This is a genomic window from Roseateles sp. GW821-FHT09H11 (assembly GCF_059415845.1).
In genome coordinates this window covers 124,739-146,417 of record NZ_JBWKOA010000002.1, presented here as the reverse complement: position 1 = coordinate 146,417, position 21,679 = coordinate 124,739, and the positions used below count along the sequence as shown (strand labels likewise).

Here is a 21,679-nt window from a genome sequence, read left to right as displayed (position 1 = left end):
ACGCCGGGATTCTGCCTGCCTTCCTCAACTGGCGCGGAACACCAGCTCCTTGATCCGCGCCAGCCGCGGCGCCACCACGGGCACCGTCAGCATCGTCGACCCGACGGCCATCAGCAGCAGCGCGGTGAAGGTCTCGCTGGTGATGATCTGCTTGTCCAGCAGCACGTTGGCAAAGATGATCATGATCAGCGCCTTGGTCTGCAGCAGCCAGCCGATGATGCCGGCCTCGCCCGGCGCCCATCGCAGGATGCGCCCCGCCACGTGCGTGCCCAGCAGCTTGCCGCTGACCGACGCCGCCAGCAGCAGCGCCGCCGCCGCGAACACCGCGCCGCCCTCCAGTCCCCACTGCGTGCGCAGGCCCGTGCTGAGGAAGAAGACCGGCATGATCACCAGCAGCACGTGATGGCGCAGCGCGTCCATCTGCGCCTGGTCGAACCATTCGGCATCCATCACGACACCGGCCAGGAACGCCCCGACCATGTAGTGCAGCCCCGACCAGTCCGCGCCGAACGCGATCACCGCCAGCCAGATCAGCCCCACGTACCAGCGGTCCCGCGCGGGAATGGCGCGCATCAGGCGCCGGAACAGCACGGTCGCGATGGCGAATGCCGCCAGGAACAACACCTGCTTGCCGACCCGCGACCAGTCCATCAGGATGATCGCGAGCACGGCCCAGATCAGGATGTCGTCCAGGCTGGCGTAACGGAGGATGCGCTGCCCGATCGGCTGGCGCAGGATCTCGAGTTTCTCCATCAGCAGGATGAGGATGGGCAGGGCCGTCACCGCGCACGCCATGCCGACGCCGACGATGAACTGCCAGGTCTGCGCCTGCGCGCCCATCCACTGCGATCCCATGCCCAGCAGCACCACTGCGGCCGCCGAGCCGAAGGCCATCGGCACGCCCAGCGCCAGGCCGGCGGTGATGCCGCTCTCGACGCGATGCGCCCAGGCCTTCTTCAGGTCGAGCTCGATGCCGGCGATCCACACGAACAGCATCACCGCCCACCAGGCCACGCCGTTGAGCGACTGCACGACCGACGGGTTGAAGACGAACTGGTAGTACTCGGGAAAGGCCCGGCCGAGCACGCCCGGGCCGAGCAGGATGCCGGTGATGATCTGCACCACGACCAACGGCGCGAAGTAGTCCGTGCCCCCCAGTCGCCACACCAGGTAGGGGACGGTGAAGATGATCGCCATGGCGATCAGGAAGATCTCGGTCGTGCTCATCGGCGGCTCCTCTGCGCTGTCCGCCGCCCGGTGCGCCACAGCGCCCAGGCAGTCGATGACAACGTTGTCTCTCGGGAATTGGATTGTGAGGGTCAAGCCCCCGCAATCACCGCCCTCGCTTTCCCTAGGCTCTCATGAAAGCGGTTTCAGAGGATTTCACTCCGGCAGCCCGGCGCCGGCAATAGGGGCTCTCCCGCTGGTCGCGGCGATCAGGCCGAGCACGCGGCCCGGCTCGGCGCCGACCATGTCCCAGGTGAAGCGCCATTCCCAGTTGCCGCCGAGGGTGCCGGGGATGTTCATGCGATGGGCGCTGTCCAGGCCCAGCACATCCTGCAGCGGATAGACCGCCACGTTGGCCACCGAATTCGCGCAGGCGCGGATCATGGCCCAGTGGATGTCGTGGTCGCCGCAGGCCAGGTAGGCGGCGACGTAGGCGCGTTCGTGGGCGCTGGCCTGGTTCCACCAGCCGCGCACCGTGTCGTTGTCGTGCGTGCCGGTGTAACAGACGGCCGCGCGCGGCCAGTTGTGCGGCAGGAACTCGTGCCCGCCGTCGCCGCCGAAACCGAACTGGAGGATCTTCATCCCGGGATAGGCCAGCGCGTCGCGCAGCTCATGCACGTCGGGCGTGATGAATCCCAGGTCTTCGGCCACGATGGGCAGTTGGCCCAGCGACTTCGCGATCGCGTCGAACAGCGCCTTGCCCGGACCGGTCTTCCAGACACCGCGCGTGGCGTCGGGGCTGTCGGCGGGAATCTCGTAGTAGGCCGCGAAGCCGCGGAAGTGGTCGATGCGGAACACGTCCGCCGAGCTCAGCATGCGCTTGACGCGCGCGGTCCACCACGCGAAGTGCTCGTGGGCCATCTTGTCCCAGCGGTACATCGGATTGCCCCAGCGCTGGCCGGTCGCGGCCATCGCGTCCGGCGGCACGCCGGCGACGACGGTGGGCTGGAAGTGCTCGTCGAACTCGTACAGGTCGGGACGGGCCCAGCAATCGGCGCTGTCGTGGGCGACGAAGATCGGCAGGTCGCCCATGATGTGGACGCCGCGTTCATTCGCGTAGGCCTTCAGCGCGCCGACCTGGACGTCGAAGCACCATTGCACGAACTGCCAGAACGCGACCTCGTCCGCGTACTGCTCGCGGGCGGCCACGAGCGCGCGCGGCTCGCGCGCGGCCAGGTCGCGCGGCCAGTCCCACCAGCCCTGCCCGTCGCGTCGCGAGCGGATCGCCATGAACAGCGCGTAGTCCTGCAGCCAGTCGCGCTGCGACACGCACCAGAGTTCATAAGCGGCGCGGTCGGTGGCCGCGCCCGTCGTGAAGAAGCCCTGCGCGGCGGCGCGCAGCTGCTGCTCGCGCCACGGCAGCACGCGGCCGTAATCGACGCGCGCCGCATCGAAGCCGCCTTCGGGCGGCACCGGCTGTGCGAGCCAGCCCTTGGCCACCAGCGGCTCCAGGGCCACCAGCCACGGATTGCCGGCGAAGGCCGACACGCCCTGATAGGGACTCTCGCCCGGGCCGATCGGGGTGCTGGGCAGCCACTGCCAGATCGACTGGCCGGCCGACTGCAACCAGTCGACGAAGTGGTAGGCCCCGGGCCCGAAGTCGCCGGCGCCGTTCGGGCCGGGCAGCGATGTGACGTGCAGCAGCACGCCGGATTGGCGCTTGTGGAGGTCGATCGTCATGGTGTCGCTCTGAGGGGTTCTGCGGAATTCTCGATGCACAGCAGCAGGCTGCGCGCGGGCGCCGTGAGCGCGGTGAAGGCATCGTCGCCCAAGGGTTCGGCCGTGAGTTCGCCGCTGCTGTCCAGCAGCAGGCGCCACGCGCCGGCCGGCAGCGTGAAGCGGCTGGGCGTCGCCGAGGGATTGGCGATCAGCAGCAGGCGCTCGCGGCCATCGCTCAGCAGCGCGGCGAGCGCCGGCGCTTCGTCATCGCGCCAGTCCGGATTGCGCATCGCATGTCCATCGGGATGGAACCAGCGCAACGCCGGGCGGTCAATCGCGCCTGTGCCCGTGTACGGTGCGACCTCGGTCTCATCGGCCTTATCGGTCTCATCGGCCTGCGGCTCGGCAAACCAGCGCGCGTGACGAAGCAAAGGGTGCGTGCGGCGCAGCCGCGCGAGTTCAGCGGTGAACGCGATCAGCGCCTCGTCGGCGTTCGGCCAGTCCAGCCAGCCGATCTCGTTGTCCTGGCAGTATGCGTTGTTGTTGCCGCCCTGCCCGTTGCCGAACTCGTCGCCCGAGTACAGCATCGGCGTGCCCTGAGACAGGAGCAGCGTCGCGAGCATCGCGCGCCGGGCGCGTTCACGGGCCTCGCGGATGTGGGGATCGTCGGTCGGCCCTTCCACGCCGAAGTTGCCGCACAGCTCGCCGTCGCGGCCATCGCGGTTGTCTTCGCCGTTGGCCTGGTTGTGCTTGCGGCTGTAGCTGACGAGGTCGTTCAGCGTGTAGCCGTCGTGCACCGCCAGGAAGTTGATCGAGGCCAGCGGCGAACGTACCGCCCGCTCGCCGCCCTGCCCTTGCGGATGGAACACATCGCCCGACGCGCTGAAACGCCGCGCGAATTCGGCGCGGCCGATCGTCGTACCGTCCGGCCCGTGGCCGAGCCAGAAGCCACGCGCCGCATCGCGGAATTTGTCGTTCCATTCCATGAAGCGGCCCGGGAATCGTCCGAGCTGATAACCGTCCGGCCCGACGTCCCAGGGCTCGGCGATCAGATGCACCTGGGAGAGCAGCGGATCCTGCCGCAGCGCCGTGTAGAACGACGCCTGCGGATCGTGCCCCGCCGCCGTGCGGCCCAGCACCGGCGCGAGGTCGAAGCGGAAGCCGTCCACGCCCATCTCGCCGACCCAGAAGCGCAGCGAGTCCAGCACGAGCTGCGCGACGCGCGGGTGCTCGACGTTGACGGTGTTGCCGCAGGCGGTCAGGTTCTCCATCCGCGAGGGATCGTCGGCCTGCAGCCGGTAGTAGCTCTTCTGGTCGAGCCCGCGCAGCGACAGCGTCGGCCCCCACTCGTTGCCCTCGGGCGTGTGGTTGTAGACGACGTCGAGCACGACTTCCAGCCCGGCCTCGTGCAGCGCCCGGACCATCCCGCGGAACTCGGCGGCGACGGCCGTCGGGTCGTGACGCACGGCGGCGGAGGCCAGCCGCGGATCGGGCGCGAAGAAGCCCAGCGTGTTGTAGCCCCAGTAGTTGCGCAGGCCGGTGCCGAAGAGATGCGGCTCGTCGACGGCGAACTGCACCGGCAGCAGAGACAGCGTGGTCACGCCGAGCCGCTTGAAGTGCGCGATCGCCACCGGATGCGCGAGCGCGGCATAGCTGCCTCGCAGCGCCTGCGGGATCTGCGGATGGCGCATCGAGAAGCCCTTCACATGGACCTCGTACAGCACCACGTCGCGCGGCGCATGACGCGGCGCATTGGCGCGCGGACTCGGGCCGGCGGGCGGCGCGGCGACACGCGCCTTCAGCGCGGTCGCGCCGTTGTCGCGCTCGTCCAGCGCGAGCGGGCCGTCCGGATGGCCGAAGGGATAACCGTGGTCCTCGGGCAGGTTGCGGAACTCGCCGACGATCTCGCGCGCGTAGGGATCCAGCAGCAGCTTGCCGGCGTTGAAGCGGTGCCCCTCGCGCGGCGCGTGCGGGCCGTGCGCGCGCAGGCCGTAGAGTTGGCCCGCCCGCGCGCCGGGCAGGAAGCCGGTCCACACGCCGTCGACCGGCTCGTCCAGCGCATACCGTTTCAGCTCGACAGTCCCGGTCTCGTCATAGAGGCACAGGTCGACGCCCGTCGCGTGGGCCGAGAACACCGCGACGTTGACGCCCCCGTCGCGGACGGTGGCGCCCAGCGGCTCATGGCGGCCCGCTGACAAGGCCTCTGGGAAGACGGTCATCATGGTTCGAAGTATCTCTCAGGCGTTCACAGGAATGTAGTTTCACTACATCGGGTAATCCCGAATTCAATCGCAAGCTGTTGATTTAATGAGATTCATCGATTCAGCGCGGGGCGAGTCCGCGTTGTGAATCGCTGGTCTGGCATGTATATTCTCTACAAACAAGGAGACACCCCGTGGCGGATGTGAAGCTGCAAGCCGTGGCCAAGGCCTATGGCGAGACCAAGATCCTGCATGGCATCGACCTGGAGATCCGGGACGGTGAATTCATGGTCTTCGTCGGTCCGTCGGGCTGCGGCAAGTCGACGCTGCTGCGCACGATCGCGGGCCTGGAGGACATCACAGGCGGCGAGCTGCGCATCGGCGGCCGCCTGGTCAACGACGTGCCGCCGGCCGAGCGCGGCATCGCGATGGTGTTCCAGAGCTACGCGCTCTACCCCCACATGAACCTGTACGACAACATGGCGTTCGGGTTGAAGCTGGCGAAGGTGCCCAAGGACGAGATCGACCGCGCGGTGCGCTACGCCGCGCGCATCCTGCACATCGAGCACCTGCTGGAGCGCAAGCCCAAGGACTTGTCCGGCGGGCAGCGCCAGCGCGTGGCCATCGGCCGCGCGATCGTGCGCAAGCCCGAGGTCTTCCTCTTCGACGAGCCGCTGTCCAACCTCGACGCCGCGCTGCGCGTGCGCATGCGCTACGAGTTCGCGAAGCTGCACGAGGACCTGAAGACCACGATGGTCTACGTCACCCACGACCAGGTCGAGGCGATGACGCTGGCGGACCGCATCGTGGTGCTGAGCGCCGGCACCATCGAGCAGGTCGGCACGCCGCTGGAACTCTACGAGCATCCGGACAACCTCTTCGTGGCCGGTTTCATCGGCAGCCCGAAGATGAACTTCATCGAGGCCGAGGTGGTGAGCGCCGGCGCCGACCACGCGACGCTGCGGCTCGGCGACGGCGCGACGATCCGCACGCGCGTCGACGCGTCGCGCGCGAAGGCCGGCGACAAGGTCACGCTGGGCCTGCGACCGGAACACTTCGAGGTCGGCGGCGACGCCAACCTGATCGCCAGCACGGTGACCTTCGTCGAATCGCTGGGCGGCGTGACGCATGCGTACTGCGCCTATCCGGGCGTCGAGGACGCGCTGACCTGCGAATTCGACGGCAGGACGCGCGTGCGCGCCGGCGACACCTTGCAGCTGCACCTGCCGCCGGACCTCTGCTATCTCTTCGACGCACAGGGCCTGGCGTTCAAGCGGCTCGGGGCGGCGCAATGACACGGCCCTTCACGGCGTCCTTCACCCGCCCTGCCTCTCGTGCAGGCGGGCGCGTGGCGGTGGCGCGCGGCGCGCTCGTCACGCTGGCGGCGGTCGCACTGCTCGGCGGCTGCGAGAAGGTCGCCGCGCAGACCACACCGAAGCTGCTGGTCTGGATCAACGGCGACAAGGCCTACAACGGGCTGCAGAAGGTCGGCGACGCCTTCGAACGCGAGTCCGGCGTGAAGGTCGTCGTCGAGCACCCGGTCGACGCGCCCGAGAAATACACGCAGGCCGCGGGCGCCGGCAAGGGGCCGGACGTCTTCTGCTGGCCGCACGATCGCGTCGGCGAATGGGCCAAGGCCGGGCTGCTGACGCCGGTCCAGCCGCGCAAGGCGCTGCAGGATGAGGTGGAGCCCGCCGCGTGGCAGGCCTTCCGCTATCAGGGCCGCCTGTGGGGCTACCCGATCGCGATCGAGACGACCGGCCTGATCTACAACAAGGCACTGGTGAGCAAGCCGCCCGCGACCTGGGATGAACTGATCGCCGTCGACAAGCAGCTGCGCCAGCGCGGCAAGCACGCGATCCTGTGGGACTACAACAAGAGCTTCTTCACCTGGCCGATGTTCGCGGGCGCCGGCGGCGTCATCTTCGGACGTGACGCGCAAGGCGACTTCGATGCGCGCCAGGTCAAGGTCAACAACGACGGCGCGCTGGCCGCGGGCCAAATGCTGGAGCGACTGATCACCGAGGGCGTGATGCCGCGCGGCGCGCGTTACTCCGAGATGGAATCGGGCTTCGCGCGCGGCGAGGTCGCGATGATGATCTCCGGCCCCTGGGCCTGGGAGAACGCGCGCAAGGCCGGCATCGACATCGGCGTCGCGCCGATCCCGGCGGTGGTGGCGAGCAAGCCGTCCAAGCCCTTCGTCGGGGTGCTGGGCTGCATGATCTCGGCGCCGTCGAAGAACAAGGACCTCGCGCGCGAGTTCATCGAGCATCATCTGATGCGCCCCGCCTCGCTGAAAGTCCTCGACGCCGACGTGCCGATCGGCGTGCCGGCCAACAAGGCCTTCTACCAGCAGCTGTCGGTGAACCCGCTGATCCGCGCGAGCATGGAGAACGCGCGCGCCGGCGAGGCCATTCCCAACATCCCCGAGGTGGGACGTTTCTGGACCGCGATGGACGCGGCGCTGGAGGCGATCACCAACGGCCTGCAAAGCCCCAAGGACGCGCTGGACGGCGCGTCGGGCCGGATGCTGCTGAAGCAATGAACGCCACGACCGCATCGACTCCGGCACCGTCAGGCGCCCTGTCCAGTTCCAGGGCCGCCGCCCTGCCCGGCTCGCCGCTGTCCGAGGCCTACACGCGCCAGGCGCCCGGCGCGCTCGACCGGATCACCCAGGCGCTGTACTGGCCGACGATGGCCGTGATCGCGCTGGCGGCGCTGTACCTCGTCTTCATGCTGTACGCGGCCGGGCTGACGAGCTGGGCGCTGGGCGTGCTGCTGCTCTTCGGCACGGGCTTCGCGGTCTATCTGTCGAAGGCCGGCTTCGCCTACCGCTACCTCTTCCCCGGCGTGGCCGGGATGCTGCTGTTCATCGCGTTCCCGCTCGCGTACACGACGCAGATCGGCTTCACCAACTACTCGTCGGCCCACCTGCTGAGCCAGGAACGCGTGCGCGAGTTCCTGCTCGACCAGCACGACACGGCGCTCGAGGCCGTGCGCGACTACAGCGTGCACGGCGCCGGCAGCGACTTCCGCGTGGTGCTGCGCGACCCGTCGAGCGGCACGGCGCAATTCATCTCTCCGCCGCTGGCGCTGCGCCAGGGCACGAAGCCGGTCGACGTCGCGATGCAGGCGACCGGACCCGCGGACGCGACGCTGGGCACCGCGCTCACGCTGAAGGAACTGGTCGAGCACCGCCAGGCGCTGGCGCAACTGCGTCTGCGGCTGCCCGGCGAAAGCGGCGGCACGGCGGCCACCGGCGGCGCGGGCGACGCCTCGACGCTGCGCTACCTCGGCCTGCGCGAGTTCGGCCCGATCCGCCCCCACTTCGAGGAGCAGTCCGACGGCAGCTTGAAGCGTGTCGCCGACGGCGCCCTCTTCCGCCCGGACGCGACCACCGGCTACTACGAAGGCCAGGGCGCGGCGGCGGGCACGCACCTGGCGCCCGGCTACAAGGTCATGGTCGGCGCGCAGAACTACAAGCGCATGCTGTTCGACGCGGAGTTCCGCGGTCCCTTCCTGTCGATCTTCGGCTGGACGGTGGTGTTCTCGCTGCTGACGGTGGTCTTCGCGACGGCGATCGGCATGATGCTGGCGGTGCTGCTGAACTGGGAGGACCTGCGCTACCGCACGACCTACCGCACGCTGCTGTTCCTGCCCTACGCGGTGCCGGGCTTCATCTCGATCCTCGTGTTCAAGGGCCTGTTCAACCAGAACTTCGGCGAGATCAACGCGATCCTGGACGCGCTCTTCGGCGTGCGGCCGGCGTGGTTCGCGGACCCGTCGCTGGCGCGGACGATGCTGCTGATCGTCAACGTGTGGCTGGGCTATCCGTACGTGATGATCCTGTGCACGGGGCTGCTGAAGGCGATCCCCTCGGACCTGTACGAGGCCTCGGCGCTCGCGGGCGCGGGGCCGCTGACCAACTTCTTCAAGATCACGGCGCCGCTGATCATCAAGCCGCTGTCGCCGCTGCTGGTCTCGGCCTTCGCCTTCAACTTCAACAACTTCGTGCTGATCGCGCTGCTGACCGATGGGCGGCCGGATTACCTGTCCACCAAGATCCCCGCGGGGCAGACCGACATCCTGGTCAGCTACACGTACCGCATCGCCTTCCGCGATTCGGGCACGGACTTCGGCCTGGCCGCGGCCATCTCGACGCTGATCTTCGTGCTGGTCGCGGGGATGTCGCTGCTCAACCTGCGCCTGATGCGCAACGCCAACCGCTGACGCGGCCGAAGGACAAGGACACGACATGGCCATCGTTCGAGGCAAACAGGCGCGCTGGCGCGTCATCGCGGCGCATGTGCTGCTGTGGGTGTTCCTGGCGATCACGCTGTTCCCGCTGCTGGCGGTGGTGTCGATCTCGCTGCGGCCGGGCAACTTCGCCACCGGCAGCCTGATCCCGACGACGATCAGCCTGGAGCACTGGCAGCTGGCGCTGGGCATTCCGTACCAGGCGGCGGACGGCTCGCTGGTGCAGCCGCCCTTCCCGGTGCTGACGTGGCTGTGGAACTCGATCAAGGTGGCGACGATCTCGGCGGTGCTGATCGTGGCCATCTCGACGACGGCGGCCTACGGTTTCGCGCGGCTGAAGTTCCCGTTCAAGGCCAGCATCCTGAACAGCATGCTGCTGCTGCAGATGTTCCCGGCGGTGCTGGCGCTGGTGGCGATCTACGCGATCTTCGAGACCATCGGCACCTTCGTGCCGTGGCTGGGCATCGAGACGCACGCGGGCGTGATCGTGGCCTACCTGGGCGGCGTGGCGACGCACATCTGGACGATCAAGGGCTACTTCGAGACCATCCCCGTGGAGATCGAGGAGAACGCCAAGGTCGACGGCGCGTCGCACTGGCAGGCGTTCCGACTGGTGCTGCTGCCGATGGCGGTGCCGATCCTGATGGTGGTGTTCGTGCTGGCCTTCATCGGCTGCATCATCGAGTACCCGGTGGCGTCGGTGCTGCTGCGCGAGGAATCCAACCTCACGCTGGCGGTCGGGTCGAAGTACTTCCTGCACGACCAGCGCTTCCTGTGGGGCGACTTCGCGGCGGCGGCGGTCCTGTCGGGACTGCCGATCACGGCGGTGTTCCTGCTGGCGCAGCGGTGGATCGTGTCGGGGCTGACGGCGGGTGGGGTGAAGGGCTGAGGCCCTGCTACGTTCAACGCGCCTGGGACACGGCACGCTGCGATCCAGCTCAAGTTCATTCCGAGAGCGTTCCCTCGCCATCAAGCCCCGTGCGCATCGCAACCCATTCCGCGTGTGTGTGTCGCTTCACGTAACTTTGCGAAACGTGCCAGGCCTTGCCTGGCAAGGGCCCTCACGCGGCCTTGACGTCGAGTGACACGGATCCGTCATGCGTGATTTCTAGAGTGCGCGGCGTTTCGAACAGCCTCCTCCCCGAGGTCCACGAACACAGCCATCGCCACCACTCCAGGACTCCCATGCGACACAGCAAATCCACCGCGCTGAACGCCTCGCTCACCCTCGTTGCCGCCGCCATCCTGGCGGCCTGCGGCTCCGATAGCGACACCCAGTCGCCGAGCGTCACGATCAACGGCGTCGTCACCGCCACCAGCTTCACCGCCGGCAGCGCGACCGATCCCAAGATCGACCCCGCCTACTACGTCGGCGCCAAGGTCTGCGTCGACACCAACGGCAACGGCGTCTGCGACACCGCCGAGAACCCCGTCGTCACCGACGCCAAGGGCCACTTCTCGCTGACCCTGCCGGCCAACGCCGCGCTGATCGCCGACATCGGCACCGATGCCACGCTGTCCACCACCAGCGCCAAGGTCGCGAGCCGCGACGTGCTGCGCGCGTCGCTGGACCAGGTCATCGAGCAGGCCGGCAACGTCGTCATCAGCCCGCTGTCGTCGGAAGTGCAGCGCCTCGTCGAGGCCAACGGCACCAGCTACGCGACCGAGAAGCAGACCGTCGCCACGCGCATCGGCGTGTCGCTGGCCAATGTGCTGGCCGACGCGAGCACCGTCACCGGCGCCGACCAGGTCGCCCTGCTGGCCGAGTCCAAGGCCCTGGACAACCGCTTCACCTACGCGATCACCAAGCTCGACCGCGGCGACCTGTACCCCGACGCGCTGGCCGCGCCCGGCGGCGATCCGCGACTGGCCGGCGCCGCCAACGTGAGCGTCGCCACCGCGCCCACCGGCACGGACGCCCGCACGAAGATCACCTTCGCCCAATCGCAGCAGGCCGCGTTCGCGCTCGAAGGCGTGCCGCGCTACGACCACATCTTCATCGTGATGCTGGAGAACAAGGCCACGCTGTCGATCAAGGGCTCGCCGTGGGCGCCCAAGATCAACGCGCTGCTCGCCAGCGGCAACCAGCTGACCAGCTACTACGCCACCGGCAACCCGTCGGAGCCGAACTACACGGCCCTCGGCGGCGCCGACGACTTCGGCATCACCGACGACAGCCAGTGGAACTGCGATGCCACCGGCGCCAATGCGGTCCAGGACCTGCCGCTGCCCGACAAGACCCAGCCGGGCCTGGCGAGCTCGCCATTCGCGGCCAGCTGCACGCAGACCGCCGCGGTCAACCACAACATCGTCGGCAAGCCCAACCTGTTCAACGCGATCACGGCCGCCGGCATGACCTGGCGCACCTACAGCGAGTCGATGAACCCGGGCCAGGACTTCCGCACCGACTCCGTCGCCGACGCCGCCGTCACGGCCGCCGACAACGTCTACGCGCCGGGCACGATCAACGGCAACACCGCCGCCGTCGGCACCGCCGGCCTGACGCTGCCGATGCCCGCGGGCCTGTACAAGACCAAGCATCATCCGGGCATGGCCTACCAGAACGTCCGCAGCGCGCCGGAGTTCAAGTACAGCAACCGCACCATGGGCGGCGGCCAGTGGGACGCCAACCTCAAGAGCAGCAGCGCCTACGCCATGCCGGCCAACTACGACGTCGACCAGCTCGGCACCGACCTGGCCAGCGGCAAGGTCGGCACGCTGAACTTCCTGGTGCCCGACCAGTGCGACGACATGCACGGCATCAGCGTCATCGGCAAGCTGGCCAACGGCAGCACCGCCACGGCCAGCGACTGCGGCAGCGTCGCCAACAACGTGGCGCAGAGCTCGGCGGCCAACATCATCACGCGCGGCGACAACTACGTCGACGCGCTGGTGAAGAAGATCCAGGCCTCGCCGCTGTGGAAGAACCCCGCCAAGCGCGTCGCCATCGTGCTGATGTTCGACGAAGGCAGCGCCACCTCGGGCTTCAACTCCTGCTGCGGCTGGAACGTGTCCAACAGCGCGGTGGCCAAGCCGGTGGTCGTCGATCCCAAGACCGGCGCGGTCACGGTCGACGCCAGCGTCAACAACTACACCAAGGGCAATCGCGGCCACGGCCAGAGCATCTTCGGCATCCTGACCAACCAGGCCGACGCGCCCAAGGGCGTGTCCGACGGCGATGCCTACAGCCACTTCTCGTTCGTGCGCACGCTGCAGGACATGTTCCAGCTGGCCGACCCGGCGGTGGATGCGTCGTACATGAACCGCTCGAAGTACACCGAGAAGTTCATCGCGGCCAACATCCTCAACCTGCCGGAGTACGCCGGCAGCGCCGACACCCACTTCGACTCGGTGCGCGCGATCAACCATGCGTGGAAGGCCCCGGCCAACTACACGCAGAAGCAGTCGTCCGACGTGAACACGGCCGCGCAGATCGGCGCCGACGCGGTCCAGACCAACGTCTGGGCGTTGAAGAAGTGATCGCCGTCCTCCGCGCCGGCGCGGTCCTCGGACTCGGCCTGCTGCTCGCCGGCTGCGGCCCGTCGGGCAGCGCCGACACCGGGAGCGCCGCGTCCGGCGCGGAGGCGGCATCCTCCGCCGGCACCGCGCTGAACCCGGTCACGCCGCTGAGCGCCATCGCGCAGGTCGGTCAGAAGATGTTCTTCGACACGACGCTGTCGGGCTCCGGCCGCATGGCCTGCGCGACCTGCCACGATCCGAAGAATGCCTACGGCCCGCCGAACGATCTGTCGGTGCAGCTCGGCGGTCCCGATCTGAAGCGCGCCGGCTTGCGCGCCGTGCCGTCGCTGCGCTACAAGGACGCGACGCCGCCCTACGCGGACCTGCTGGACAACCCGGACGGCGTCAGCGTGCCCGGACCCGGCGGCGGCTTCGCGTGGGACGGCCGTGCGGCCACGCTCGCCGAGCAGGCGGGCCTGCCGCTGCTGGACCCGAACGAGATGGCCAACGCCAGCGCCGCCGACGTCGTCAAGAAGCTGCAGGCCGGCCCCTACGCCGAGCAGTTCCGGCAAGCCTTCGGCGCGCGGATCTTCGAGGACGCCGATCAGGCCTTCGCCGCCGCCGGCAAGGCGCTGCAGGCCTTCCAGCTGGAGGACGTCAGCTTCCATCCGTACTCGAGCAAGTTCGACCTCTACATCGGCAACAAGATCGGCGGCGTGCTGACCGCCGCCGAGGCGCGCGGCCTGAAGGTCTTCGCCGACCCGAACGGCGGCAACTGCGCGTCCTGCCACTACCAGGGCGCCGGCCTGAACGGCAGCACGGCGATCTTCACGGACTTCTCCTACGAGGCGATCGGCGTCCCGCGCAACACGGCCATTCCGGCGAACGCGGACCCGGCCTACGCCGACATCGGCCTGTGCGGCCCGCTGCGCACGGACCACGCGCCGGTGAAGGGCAACACCTTCTGCGGCATGTTCAAGTCGCCGACGCTGCGCAACGTGGCCACGCGCGGCAGCTTCTTCCACAACGGGATCTTCCATTCGCTGGAGCAGACGATCCGCTTCTACAACACGCGCGACACGATGCCCGAGCTCTGGTATCCGACGGTGGGCGGGACGCCCAAGGCGACGCCGGATCCCGACTTCCCGACCTACGGCCTGATCACCACGCAGTACGTCGGCGGCAAGGTGCGCAAGTTCGACGATCTGCCTCAGCAGTTCGTCGGCAACATCGACTCGCAGATGCCGCTGGACGGCCGCGCGGCGCACACCAAGCCACCGATGTCGGAGCAGGACATCGCCGACCTGCTCTGCTTCCTGAACACGCTCAACGACAAGGACACCCAGCCGGCGAAAGCGCCCGCGCCGGGGGCCTGCACGTCGTGATGATCTCTTCCGATTTCTCCATGTCCATCTTCCGCATGTCGTCCGCTTCCACTCCTCATCGCGCCGTGCGCGCAGCCGGCCTCGTCGTCGCCGTGCTCGCGCTGACCGCGCTGTGCGCCTGCTCGCGGTCCGGCGAGTCGTCGGCCTCGACAGCGTCGGCTGAGCCGACCGCGGATCACTTCGTCGCCGGCATGCAGGACTACCTCGCCAAGCGCGGCGACCTGTGCCTGGCCAAGAACGAGTGGCCCATCGATCTGACCCAGCGCGAGATCGACGCCGGCGCGCGCAACGCGCTGCAGATGCCCGTGCTGGAGCGGCTGGGGCTGGCGAGCTCGACGGTGGCCGAGGTCGACGTGAAGGACGACAACGAGGTGTCGCACCACATGAAAGTCCGGCGCTACGCGCTGACCGAGAGCGGCAAGCAGTTCTACCTGACGCGCGAGCAGCCGCGGCCCGACGGCGGCAAGGAGACGCGCGGCAACTTCTGCGCGGCCAAGCTGAGTCTGGACAAGGTCGTGCATTGGGAACTCGGCGGCGAGGGCAAGGACCGGCACGCGATCGTCAGCTACACCTACCGGGTCAAGGCTGCGCCGTGGACCGGCGATGCCGAGCTGCAGAAGGTGTTCCCCGTCGTGGCTCAGGTGATCCGCGGCGCGGGCAGCGCGCAGCTGCAGGAGACGTTCAAGAAGACGGAGACCGGTTGGGTCGCCGTGGACCTGCTCTGAGCGGCACGCCGTCATGACGACCGTCGTGCGCTTTCCTCCCGCGCTGGGCGACTGGGTCCGCCAGCATCTGGACAACGGCGTGGCGCCTGGCGAGCTGCGAGGCGCGCTGCAGGAACGCGACATCGCGGCCGAGGCGGCGCAGGCGATCGTCGAGGCGTTCGTGCGTGCGCGCCGCGGAGAGCGCGCGATGCCGGTGGATCAGGTCGAGCTGTCGCCCCAGCCGATGCCGACGGGCATGTCGACAGGGACGCCGACGGGAATGCCGATGGCATCGGCCCTCGACGGCGCACCGCCTTACCGGTACGAGACGCCGCGCTTTCGACCTGGTACGTCGATCGCGACGGACGACCGCCTTGTGCGCGTGGCCGCGCGTGCGGAGCGACCGATGCTGGCGGTGCTCAACGGCGTCTTCAGCGCCGATGAATGCGAGGAAGTCATCGCCTTGGCGCGAGGCCGTCTGCGGCCATCGACGCTCGTCGATCCGCGCACGGGGCGCGACGTCGTGAGCGGCTTGCGCAGCAGCCTTGGGATGTTCTTCCGCCCGGCCGAGACGCCGCTGATCGCGCGCCTGGATCGGCGCATCGCGGAGATCATGAACCTGCCGGTGTCACACGGCGAAGGTCTGCAGATCCTGCACTACCCCGAAGGCGCCGGCAGCGCGCCGCACTATGACTTCCTGGTGCCGTCGAACCCCGCCAACCAGGCGTCGATCGCGCGCAGCGGGCAGCGCGTGAGCACCTTGGTCACTTACCTCAACGACGTACCCGCCGGCGGCGAGACGGTGTTCCCTGCAGCGGGCTGGGCGGTCTCGCCGCAGCGCGGCAACGCCGTCTACTTCGAGTACGCCAACTCACACGGCGAACTGGACCACGCCTCGCTGCACGCCAGCAGCGCGGTCACGCGCGGCGAAAAGTGGGTGGCGACGAAGTGGATGCGGGAGCGGGTGTTCGTGAGCGCGTGAGTCGACTGCTTGACGCAAGAACTACTCCGAGCCGGCGTTGGCGACTTCCCGTCGGGCTTCCTTACCGCTTGAGGTCGTCGGGCATGTCGTCGACTGCGAGTGGAAAGCGCAGCTTGCCGTCGTCAGGGCGCTGTTCTTCCTGCCGGTGCATCGCCAGTGCCAGATAGACCAAGGCCGAACGAGCAATCTTGAGAATTCGCTCGGCCCTTGTCACTAGCTCCTCCGGTGTCATCTTCCGAGACAAACTGTCTTGATAGATATCGGGTCCTTGGTCGGAGGGGAGGACGTCGACCACTTTGAGGAACTTGTGCTCCAGATGATTCCGCAGGTCTCTCAGGGCTCGGGCGTCAGGTGCCGCGACTTTGTGAAACGCCTCGTCGTAGAAGTCGCGAGATAACCAGTACAGCGCCTGAAGCGCGAGGTTCTTTGAGTTCTCAAGCACCGTCCAGACCCGACCCACCCTCGGTTTTTTCTTCTCGGTCCAGATGGAGCTGAAGTCGACCTGCTTCTCCGGAATCTGAAGCTGCCAGTAGTCGTTGACGAAGTAGGCAACTTTGTCGAGCAAGGAGTACGCCGTGCGGAAGGCCGTCTTCACTTGTTCCAAGCCGATGGAGTAGCGGGCGTGGTCGGCGTTGAATGTCAACTTCACCTCGCGATCGGCGAGGTGAAGCTTGTGCGACGAGGAGCCTTCGTAGAGGCACCAACGCGCGTACGCATATTCCTGCTTCAACTGGTTGAAGAAGGCGAGGTACTTGATGCCGGCGTCGGCTGGGTGGTTCGGCAAGTTCAGTACGTCGTGCGCTGCGATGGGCTCGACGTACGCGTCGTTCAGCGGGTTGATGAAGAGCCTGCGCTCCAAGCACCATCGCCGGTATCTCTGCTCGGTCTTCGACTTCCCCAGGGAGAAGTCCTTCACCCAAGATATGTCGTCGTCAAATGTGGCCGCGGCTCTTGTCAGACAGTCATCGACGAAATCGAGACGTTGCTCGAAGTATTCCAGTGCCGCGCCATATGTCGCGCCATCGCGACCAAGTCCAATCTCAACGGCCAGAGCGAGGTGGTAGCGCGCCCGCCGAAAGAGCATCTCCGCATGTCCTTCGTCGTAGAGGGTCGATGCGTAGAAGACAAGACCGTCCCCAAGGTTCCCACGAGCCATCGCAAGAATAGGATTCAACTCAAGAGCCGCCTCCCAGTGTTCGATGGCATCGATAGAGCGTCCCGTCCTATTGAATGAGTTGCCCAGGTTGCAATGCAACTGCGCTTGCAGGTGGGGCTTTAGCTCCGCCGCCCCTTCATGCTGGAGTGCGGAGCGAAGGTAGAGAATCTCGCTAAGAAGCTCCGGCTGGTCCCACGACAGCGCGAGGGATGGGTACTTTCGAAGGCGGTAGAGACCAGACCAAGCATTGGCGTGGCAGTAGTGCGCCCATGCAGCATTGGGGCCAGTGCATGCTGCCTCGACTGCTGGCGCTAGTTCAGTAGCGCGAACCAAAGCTGGTTCGTCGCTTTCATCCCCTGCTTCGTCGACCAACTCTCCAAAGGCCTCGAGAGTCTCGGCCTCTGGAGCTGCACGAGCGAGCAGGTCTTCTACCTTTCGAATCTTGTCCAGCAGAGTTGGATGGGGCATTTGGTACGGCGCTACTGAGCGTTGACTACGCCGAAAGTTCGGAGACCATCGGGCCGTTTGCTCCGATGGCTTGGAACCGGTAAAGCTTGGATGCGGATCCTAGGTGGAGCAACCTATGCCGCGCAAGCTGCAGCAATTTCTCATCGCACGTTGATGACGCTGGAGGTTGATGCTAATGGCCTTGTCTTTGCTCGTAAGCTCAATTCCATCAATCCCGTAGACAGGAAAGAGTCACTGCTGGATGACGGCGATCCGAGGTCCATACTCGTCGATGAAGTGCTCGGTAGCGAAGCTCTGCTGCGCGCCAAGGAGCTCCGTGACTTCGGTGAACTAACCAACCCACGTTTGGACGCGTTGGAAGTGGGCGTTGCCCCTTGGACGCATTGCTCATGGTCCTGAATGCGTCGACGGGGGCTCAGGAAAGCGGCCAACGTCGCTGCTGCGTCTTACAGACGCGGCACCATCTTCTCGAAGTTGTCGTCGAGATAGCTCTCCAAGCGCGCATTCATTTGGTGAATGAGGAGACCATAGTCATTGCCTGACTGGACATTCACACCCACGCGAAGAGAAGCAACTTTCGACGTGTACTTATTCCCCAGCTCCGTCACAGTTCCCGCATTAAAGCCTCATATCCGGATGACACCACCCCACTAAGCAATCGAGGATCTGAAGGATCAGATCTTCGCGCCCGACGTCCACGGTTGCACGGAGGTCTTCCAGTTCCTCGACGAGCTGATCCCTGCTGGCACCCTCCGCAAGACGATGTGCCATCGCATCACGGAAGTGAACGAGCGGGGATGCATCGCTCATCGCCTGTTCGAGCTGATCCTGCAGCGAGTCCATGCGATCAGCGGCTGGGCACGTTGATTCGAAAGATGACCACGCAGTTGCTTCGTCGCGACGAGCACATTCGCAGGGTCAAGGCTTGCGCGCCACCCGCAGTCGCCGCATCACCGGCTCATTGAGCTGCTTCGCCAGCGCATTCCACTTCGCGCTGACCTTGTCGATCTTCGCCAGCAGCGGCTGCGCGGTCGCGTCGTCGCCGCGGCCCAGCGCCCAGATCGCGTATTCCGCCCAGGCTTCGACGCTGCCGAAGCGCTCCGAGGCGGATTCGAATTCGGCGCGCGCCTCCACGCTGCGGTCCAGCGCCGCCAGCGATCGCGCCGTCAGCAAGGACACCGCCTCGGCGCGGAAGTCGGCCTTCTCGGCGCGCATCGATGCCAGGTGTTCCAGCGCCTGAGCCGCCTGTCCGGCCGCGAGGAAGGCGCGAGCCGCGCCGAGCTGGATCTCCAGGTCCTTCGCGAACGGGCCGCGCAGGCACGCCTGGAACTGCTCGGCGGACTGCGCCGCCTCGCCGGCTTCCAGCAGCGCGGTGGCCAGGCGCATCTGGTTCTGCGCGGTCGGGGTCTCGTCGAAGGCGATGCGCGCCTCGCGCAGTTCCCGACCCGGATCCATTGCGCGGCCGGCCGCGCGCACGGCGCGCTTGGCGCTGCGCTCGACCCGCGAGTGCGGCACCACGAACACCAGCAGGTAGACAAGGCTGCCCAGCAGCGGGAACGAGAACAGGATGATCAGCCAGTACAGCTGCCCCCCGTTGCGCACGACGTGAACGGCGCAGAACAGCGCCAGCAGAATGTGAACACCCAATCCGACGAATGGCATCGCCTTTTCCTCCCGAGTTCGATCGCCTTGTTGGCTTTTTTGCGACCGCGGATTCTGCACTCGGGAGATGAAGGCGCCAAGACGGCAGAAGGTAACTGTTCAGCGTTCCTCTTCAGCGTCTTCTTCAGCGTTTGGGCGGTCGCGCGCGATCGTCCCGGCTGTCGCGGTCCTGCTGCTCGTGATGGGCTCGATCGACGTCGCCATCACCTTCCGGGCCCTTCTGGCCCGTCTCGCCGACGCGGTGGTCCTCGTCGTCGTGCTCGAGCCCGCCGTAGAGGCCGGGCGGGAAGTCCCGGGGAGAGCGCGGTGTGTTCATGCGGTCCTCCTGAAGTGGTCGTCCGATCTTAGCCATCGGGTCGTCGCCCTGATGGCGACTCAGAATCGTCCGTCTCAGCAGTGCTCCCAGAAGCGCTCATTCCACGGTCGGAGATCCAGCTCGCTGGTCCATGCAGACTTCGGCTGTCGATGGAGGAACAACAGCGTCTCCGCAATGTGGTGCGGCTCCGATTGTGGATGGGTATGTCCCTCGCCTTCCTGGATGTCGGCGTCGATCATCACGTGAGCCACGTGAACGCCTCGCGGCCACATCTCGCGGGCGAGCACCTGCGCGAGACCGCGCTGTCCGAATTTTCCGGCGACAAGATTCAGGTGCCCTGCCCGCCCGATGACCGACGACGTCGAACCGTCCAGCAGCAGCGTGCCCCGCCCCGCCTCGGCCATCGCCCGGCATGCCAGGCGAGAGACCAGGAAGGCGCCGAAGCAGTTGTGGCGCAGGCCCTCTTCGAAGGCGGGCACTTCGATGTCGTCGATCGTGCCGGGACCGAAGCTCTGCAGTGCGTAGATCACCAACGATGGCGCGCCGAAGTCGCGCTCGAATTGCGCGAAGGCTTTGTCGACGGAGGTCTCCAGCGTCACGTCGCAGGCATAGGCGTGATGTCGACGACCGCCTCCCGGCAATCGATCCAGCAGCCCCTGCAGGCGCCCAGCGTTGCGCGACACGACGCCAAGCCGGAAGCCCTCGCCATCCAGTCGCTCCATGAGCGCTTCGCCCAATCCAGGCCCGACCCCGAACAGCAGCGCGCTGGGCGGCGACAGCGGCTCGGCAGGACGCTCAGCCTGTCGCTCGACAGGCGCGACCGGTTCCCGGACTGCGCCGGCATCGAAGGCCGCCCGGCCAGTTCTCCTCGTCCTCGATCGGACCAGCCGTGTCGACCGCCCCCATTGGAAGGTCAACATGAGCGGCCCCATGGCCACCCTGCGCTGAATCTTCAGCGCCCTCCAGATCGTCGTGAGCATGATTTTTTTCGCTCCATCCCTGACCACCTCAGCTTAGCGAAGCGACCTGACGTGCGCCACGCCTAATCAAGGGGAAGTCGATGCGCCGACACGAACGACCGAGCATTGAAATGCCAGAAGCGCAAAGCGAAAACGACAAAGGCGCCACACGGGCGCCTTCGGATCGGGATGGAGGGCGGAACGTCGGCTCAGTGCACCAGGCCGATCCATTCGCCGCGACGCTGGTAGGCATCGAACAGCTCCTGCGCGGCCGCCTGCAGCCGCGCGTCGCCGCGGGCATGCGCGGTGTTCAGGCGCTCCAGCGCGTAGAGACGGTCGTACAGCATGCGCGTCGGTTGCAGGGTCAGGCCTTGTCCGGCCATCAGGTCCTGCAGTGCGAAGAGCTCGTCCATGCTGGCCGTGCCGGCCACCGTCAGGCCGAGATCCGGCACCAGTCCCCAGGGAGCCTGGGCGGTTTCGGGCATCAGGTGCGGCGGGATGGTGGTGTGCATGGCGGCCTCGGAACGATTCATGTCGGCGTGGGAAGGATCATGAATCGGGCCGAAAAAAACTTGAGCGGGAAAAGCGGGGTCTTTCCCGGTCAGTTCATCGGATCACCCGTCGGAGCGATCCTTCGAAGCGACCGTCGGACCCATCGCCCCCTCGCACGGCTTCCGCCAGCCGCCGGGCACCGCTCAGGTCCGCGGCTTGGCGATGAAGCCCGACAGGTCGGTGCACCAGACGGCCGCCGGCACGTCGAGCTCGTTGAGCGCCAGCACGTCGATCCGCGCGTCGGTCAGCATCTTGGCCGAGGCGGTGTTGAGGCCGATCTGGTGGTCCTTCTTCTCCAGGTAGACCACCCGCTGGATGCCCACCTGGATGATGGACTGCACGCAGCGCGGGCACGGGTACTGCGTCGTGTAGATGGTGCTGCCGGTCAGCGGCAGCACGACGCAGTTGAGGATCGCATTGACCTCGGCATGCACGATGTAGCTGTGGCGCGAGTTGGCCGGATCGGCGTCATCGTCGGACCAGTAGGCGGGGTCGTTGTCGTCGCAGCCGCGCGGCAGGCCGTTGTAGCCCACCCCGACGATCTTGTAGTCCGCGCTGGCGATGCAGGCACCGTTGCGCTTGCGGCTGTCCTTGGAACGGGCGCTGGCCAGCAGGGCCACACCCATGAACATCGAATGCCAGTCGATCAGCGGTTGGTTGTCCATGACGGGAGCGGGAACGCGGAGGTCCAG

General features: G+C 67.1%; 19 protein-coding genes. 9 read left to right on the top strand and 10 right to left on the bottom strand.

The annotated features are described in order from the left end of the window. Positions 1–24 precede the first annotated feature (24 nt). The 3 genes from AC07PR_RS07740 to glgX form a co-directional block, all read right to left on the bottom strand. Complete coding sequence (locus AC07PR_RS07740) at positions 25–1,227, bottom strand: cation:proton antiporter (protein ID WP_377153132.1); 1,203 nt, start codon at positions 1,225–1,227, stop codon at positions 25–27. Between the two features lie 156 nt (positions 1,228–1,383). Continuing rightward, positions 1,384–2,907, bottom strand: coding sequence for a 4-alpha-glucanotransferase (gene malQ, locus AC07PR_RS07735; protein WP_377153130.1), 1,524 nt, complete (start codon positions 2,905–2,907; stop codon positions 1,384–1,386). Further along, positions 2,904–5,105 (bottom strand): glycogen debranching protein GlgX, encoded by a 2,202-nt coding sequence (glgX, locus tag AC07PR_RS07730; RefSeq protein WP_495134939.1) that lies wholly within the window; start codon positions 5,103–5,105, stop codon positions 2,904–2,906. The genes malQ and glgX overlap by 4 nt, the downstream gene beginning before the upstream one ends. A gap of 176 nt (positions 5,106–5,281) precedes the next feature. On the opposite strand from glgX, the gene AC07PR_RS07725 reads away from it, so the two are divergent. From AC07PR_RS07725 to AC07PR_RS07690, 8 genes are all read left to right on the top strand, one after another. Next, positions 5,282–6,382 (top strand): ABC transporter ATP-binding protein, encoded by a 1,101-nt coding sequence (locus AC07PR_RS07725; protein ID WP_495134938.1) that lies wholly within the window; start codon positions 5,282–5,284, stop codon positions 6,380–6,382. Positions 6,383–6,435: 53 nt separating this feature from the next. Beyond that, the gene (malE, locus tag AC07PR_RS07720; RefSeq protein WP_495134937.1) at positions 6,436–7,632 is read left to right on the top strand and encodes a maltose/maltodextrin ABC transporter substrate-binding protein MalE; all 1,197 of its coding nucleotides are present in this window, start codon (positions 6,436–6,438) and stop codon (positions 7,630–7,632) included. Next, on the top strand, positions 7,629–9,317 hold the full coding sequence (gene malF / locus AC07PR_RS07715; RefSeq protein ID WP_483107140.1) for a maltose ABC transporter permease MalF: 1,689 nt from the start codon (positions 7,629–7,631) through the stop codon (positions 9,315–9,317). The genes malE and malF overlap by 4 nt, the downstream gene beginning before the upstream one ends. A 25-nt stretch (positions 9,318–9,342) precedes the next feature. Next, positions 9,343–10,233 carry a maltose ABC transporter permease MalG gene (malG, locus tag AC07PR_RS07710; protein ID WP_377153118.1) on the top strand — a complete coding sequence of 297 codons (891 nt, stop codon included), beginning with the start codon at positions 9,343–9,345 and terminating at the stop codon, positions 10,231–10,233. 296 nt (positions 10,234–10,529) lie between these two features. Continuing rightward, positions 10,530–12,824, top strand: coding sequence for a phosphoesterase (locus AC07PR_RS07705; RefSeq protein ID WP_495134936.1), 2,295 nt, complete (start codon positions 10,530–10,532; stop codon positions 12,822–12,824). Continuing rightward, a complete protein-coding gene (locus tag AC07PR_RS07700) occupies positions 12,824–14,188 on the top strand; it encodes a cytochrome-c peroxidase (RefSeq protein ID WP_495135296.1) in 1,365 nt (454 codons plus the stop codon). Before AC07PR_RS07705 ends, AC07PR_RS07700 begins: the two co-directional genes overlap by 1 nt. Before the next feature lie 20 nt (positions 14,189–14,208). Beyond that, a complete protein-coding gene (locus tag AC07PR_RS07695) occupies positions 14,209–14,913 on the top strand; it encodes a hypothetical protein (RefSeq protein ID WP_495134935.1) in 705 nt (234 codons plus the stop codon). A 13-nt stretch (positions 14,914–14,926) separates the two neighbouring features. Continuing rightward, complete coding sequence (locus AC07PR_RS07690; RefSeq protein ID WP_495134934.1) at positions 14,927–15,874, top strand: 2OG-Fe(II) oxygenase; 948 nt, start codon at positions 14,927–14,929, stop codon at positions 15,872–15,874. A 61-nt stretch (positions 15,875–15,935) separates the two neighbouring features. On the opposite strand, the gene AC07PR_RS07685 is transcribed toward AC07PR_RS07690, so the two are convergent. Continuing rightward, positions 15,936–17,498, bottom strand: a complete 1,563-nt coding sequence (locus tag AC07PR_RS07685; protein WP_495134933.1) for an LA2681 family HEPN domain-containing protein — start codon at positions 17,496–17,498, stop codon at positions 15,936–15,938. 90 nt (positions 17,499–17,588) lie between these two features. Here AC07PR_RS07685 and AC07PR_RS07680 point away from each other — a divergent pair, with 90 nt between their 5' ends. Then, complete coding sequence (locus AC07PR_RS07680) at positions 17,589–17,897, top strand: hypothetical protein (RefSeq protein ID WP_495134932.1); 309 nt, start codon at positions 17,589–17,591, stop codon at positions 17,895–17,897. A gap of 219 nt (positions 17,898–18,116) precedes the next feature. On the opposite strand, the gene AC07PR_RS07675 is transcribed toward AC07PR_RS07680, so the two are convergent. The 6 genes from AC07PR_RS07675 to AC07PR_RS07650 all read right to left on the bottom strand — a co-directional run bounded on the left by AC07PR_RS07675 (position 18,117) and on the right by AC07PR_RS07650 (position 21,652). Next, positions 18,117–18,341: a hypothetical protein gene (locus AC07PR_RS07675; RefSeq protein WP_495134931.1), complete on the bottom strand. Its 225-nt coding sequence runs from the start codon at positions 18,339–18,341 to the stop codon at positions 18,117–18,119. A 75-nt stretch (positions 18,342–18,416) separates the two neighbouring features. After that, positions 18,417–19,160 carry a hypothetical protein gene (locus AC07PR_RS07670; RefSeq protein ID WP_495134930.1) on the bottom strand — a complete coding sequence of 248 codons (744 nt, stop codon included), beginning with the start codon at positions 19,158–19,160 and terminating at the stop codon, positions 18,417–18,419. 124 nt (positions 19,161–19,284) lie between these two features. Beyond that, positions 19,285–19,476 carry a hypothetical protein gene (locus AC07PR_RS07665; protein ID WP_483107145.1) on the bottom strand — a complete coding sequence of 64 codons (192 nt, stop codon included), beginning with the start codon at positions 19,474–19,476 and terminating at the stop codon, positions 19,285–19,287. A gap of 74 nt (positions 19,477–19,550) precedes the next feature. After that, positions 19,551–20,456, bottom strand: a complete 906-nt coding sequence (locus AC07PR_RS07660) for an SDR family NAD(P)-dependent oxidoreductase (RefSeq protein ID WP_495134929.1) — start codon at positions 20,454–20,456, stop codon at positions 19,551–19,553. Positions 20,457–20,644: 188 nt separating this feature from the next. After that, positions 20,645–20,947 carry a hypothetical protein gene (locus AC07PR_RS07655; protein ID WP_431104553.1) on the bottom strand — a complete coding sequence of 101 codons (303 nt, stop codon included), beginning with the start codon at positions 20,945–20,947 and terminating at the stop codon, positions 20,645–20,647. Positions 20,948–21,130: 183 nt separating this feature from the next. Next, positions 21,131–21,652, bottom strand: a complete 522-nt coding sequence (locus AC07PR_RS07650; protein ID WP_377153080.1) for a deoxycytidylate deaminase — start codon at positions 21,650–21,652, stop codon at positions 21,131–21,133. Positions 21,653–21,679: the final 27 nt, after the last annotated feature.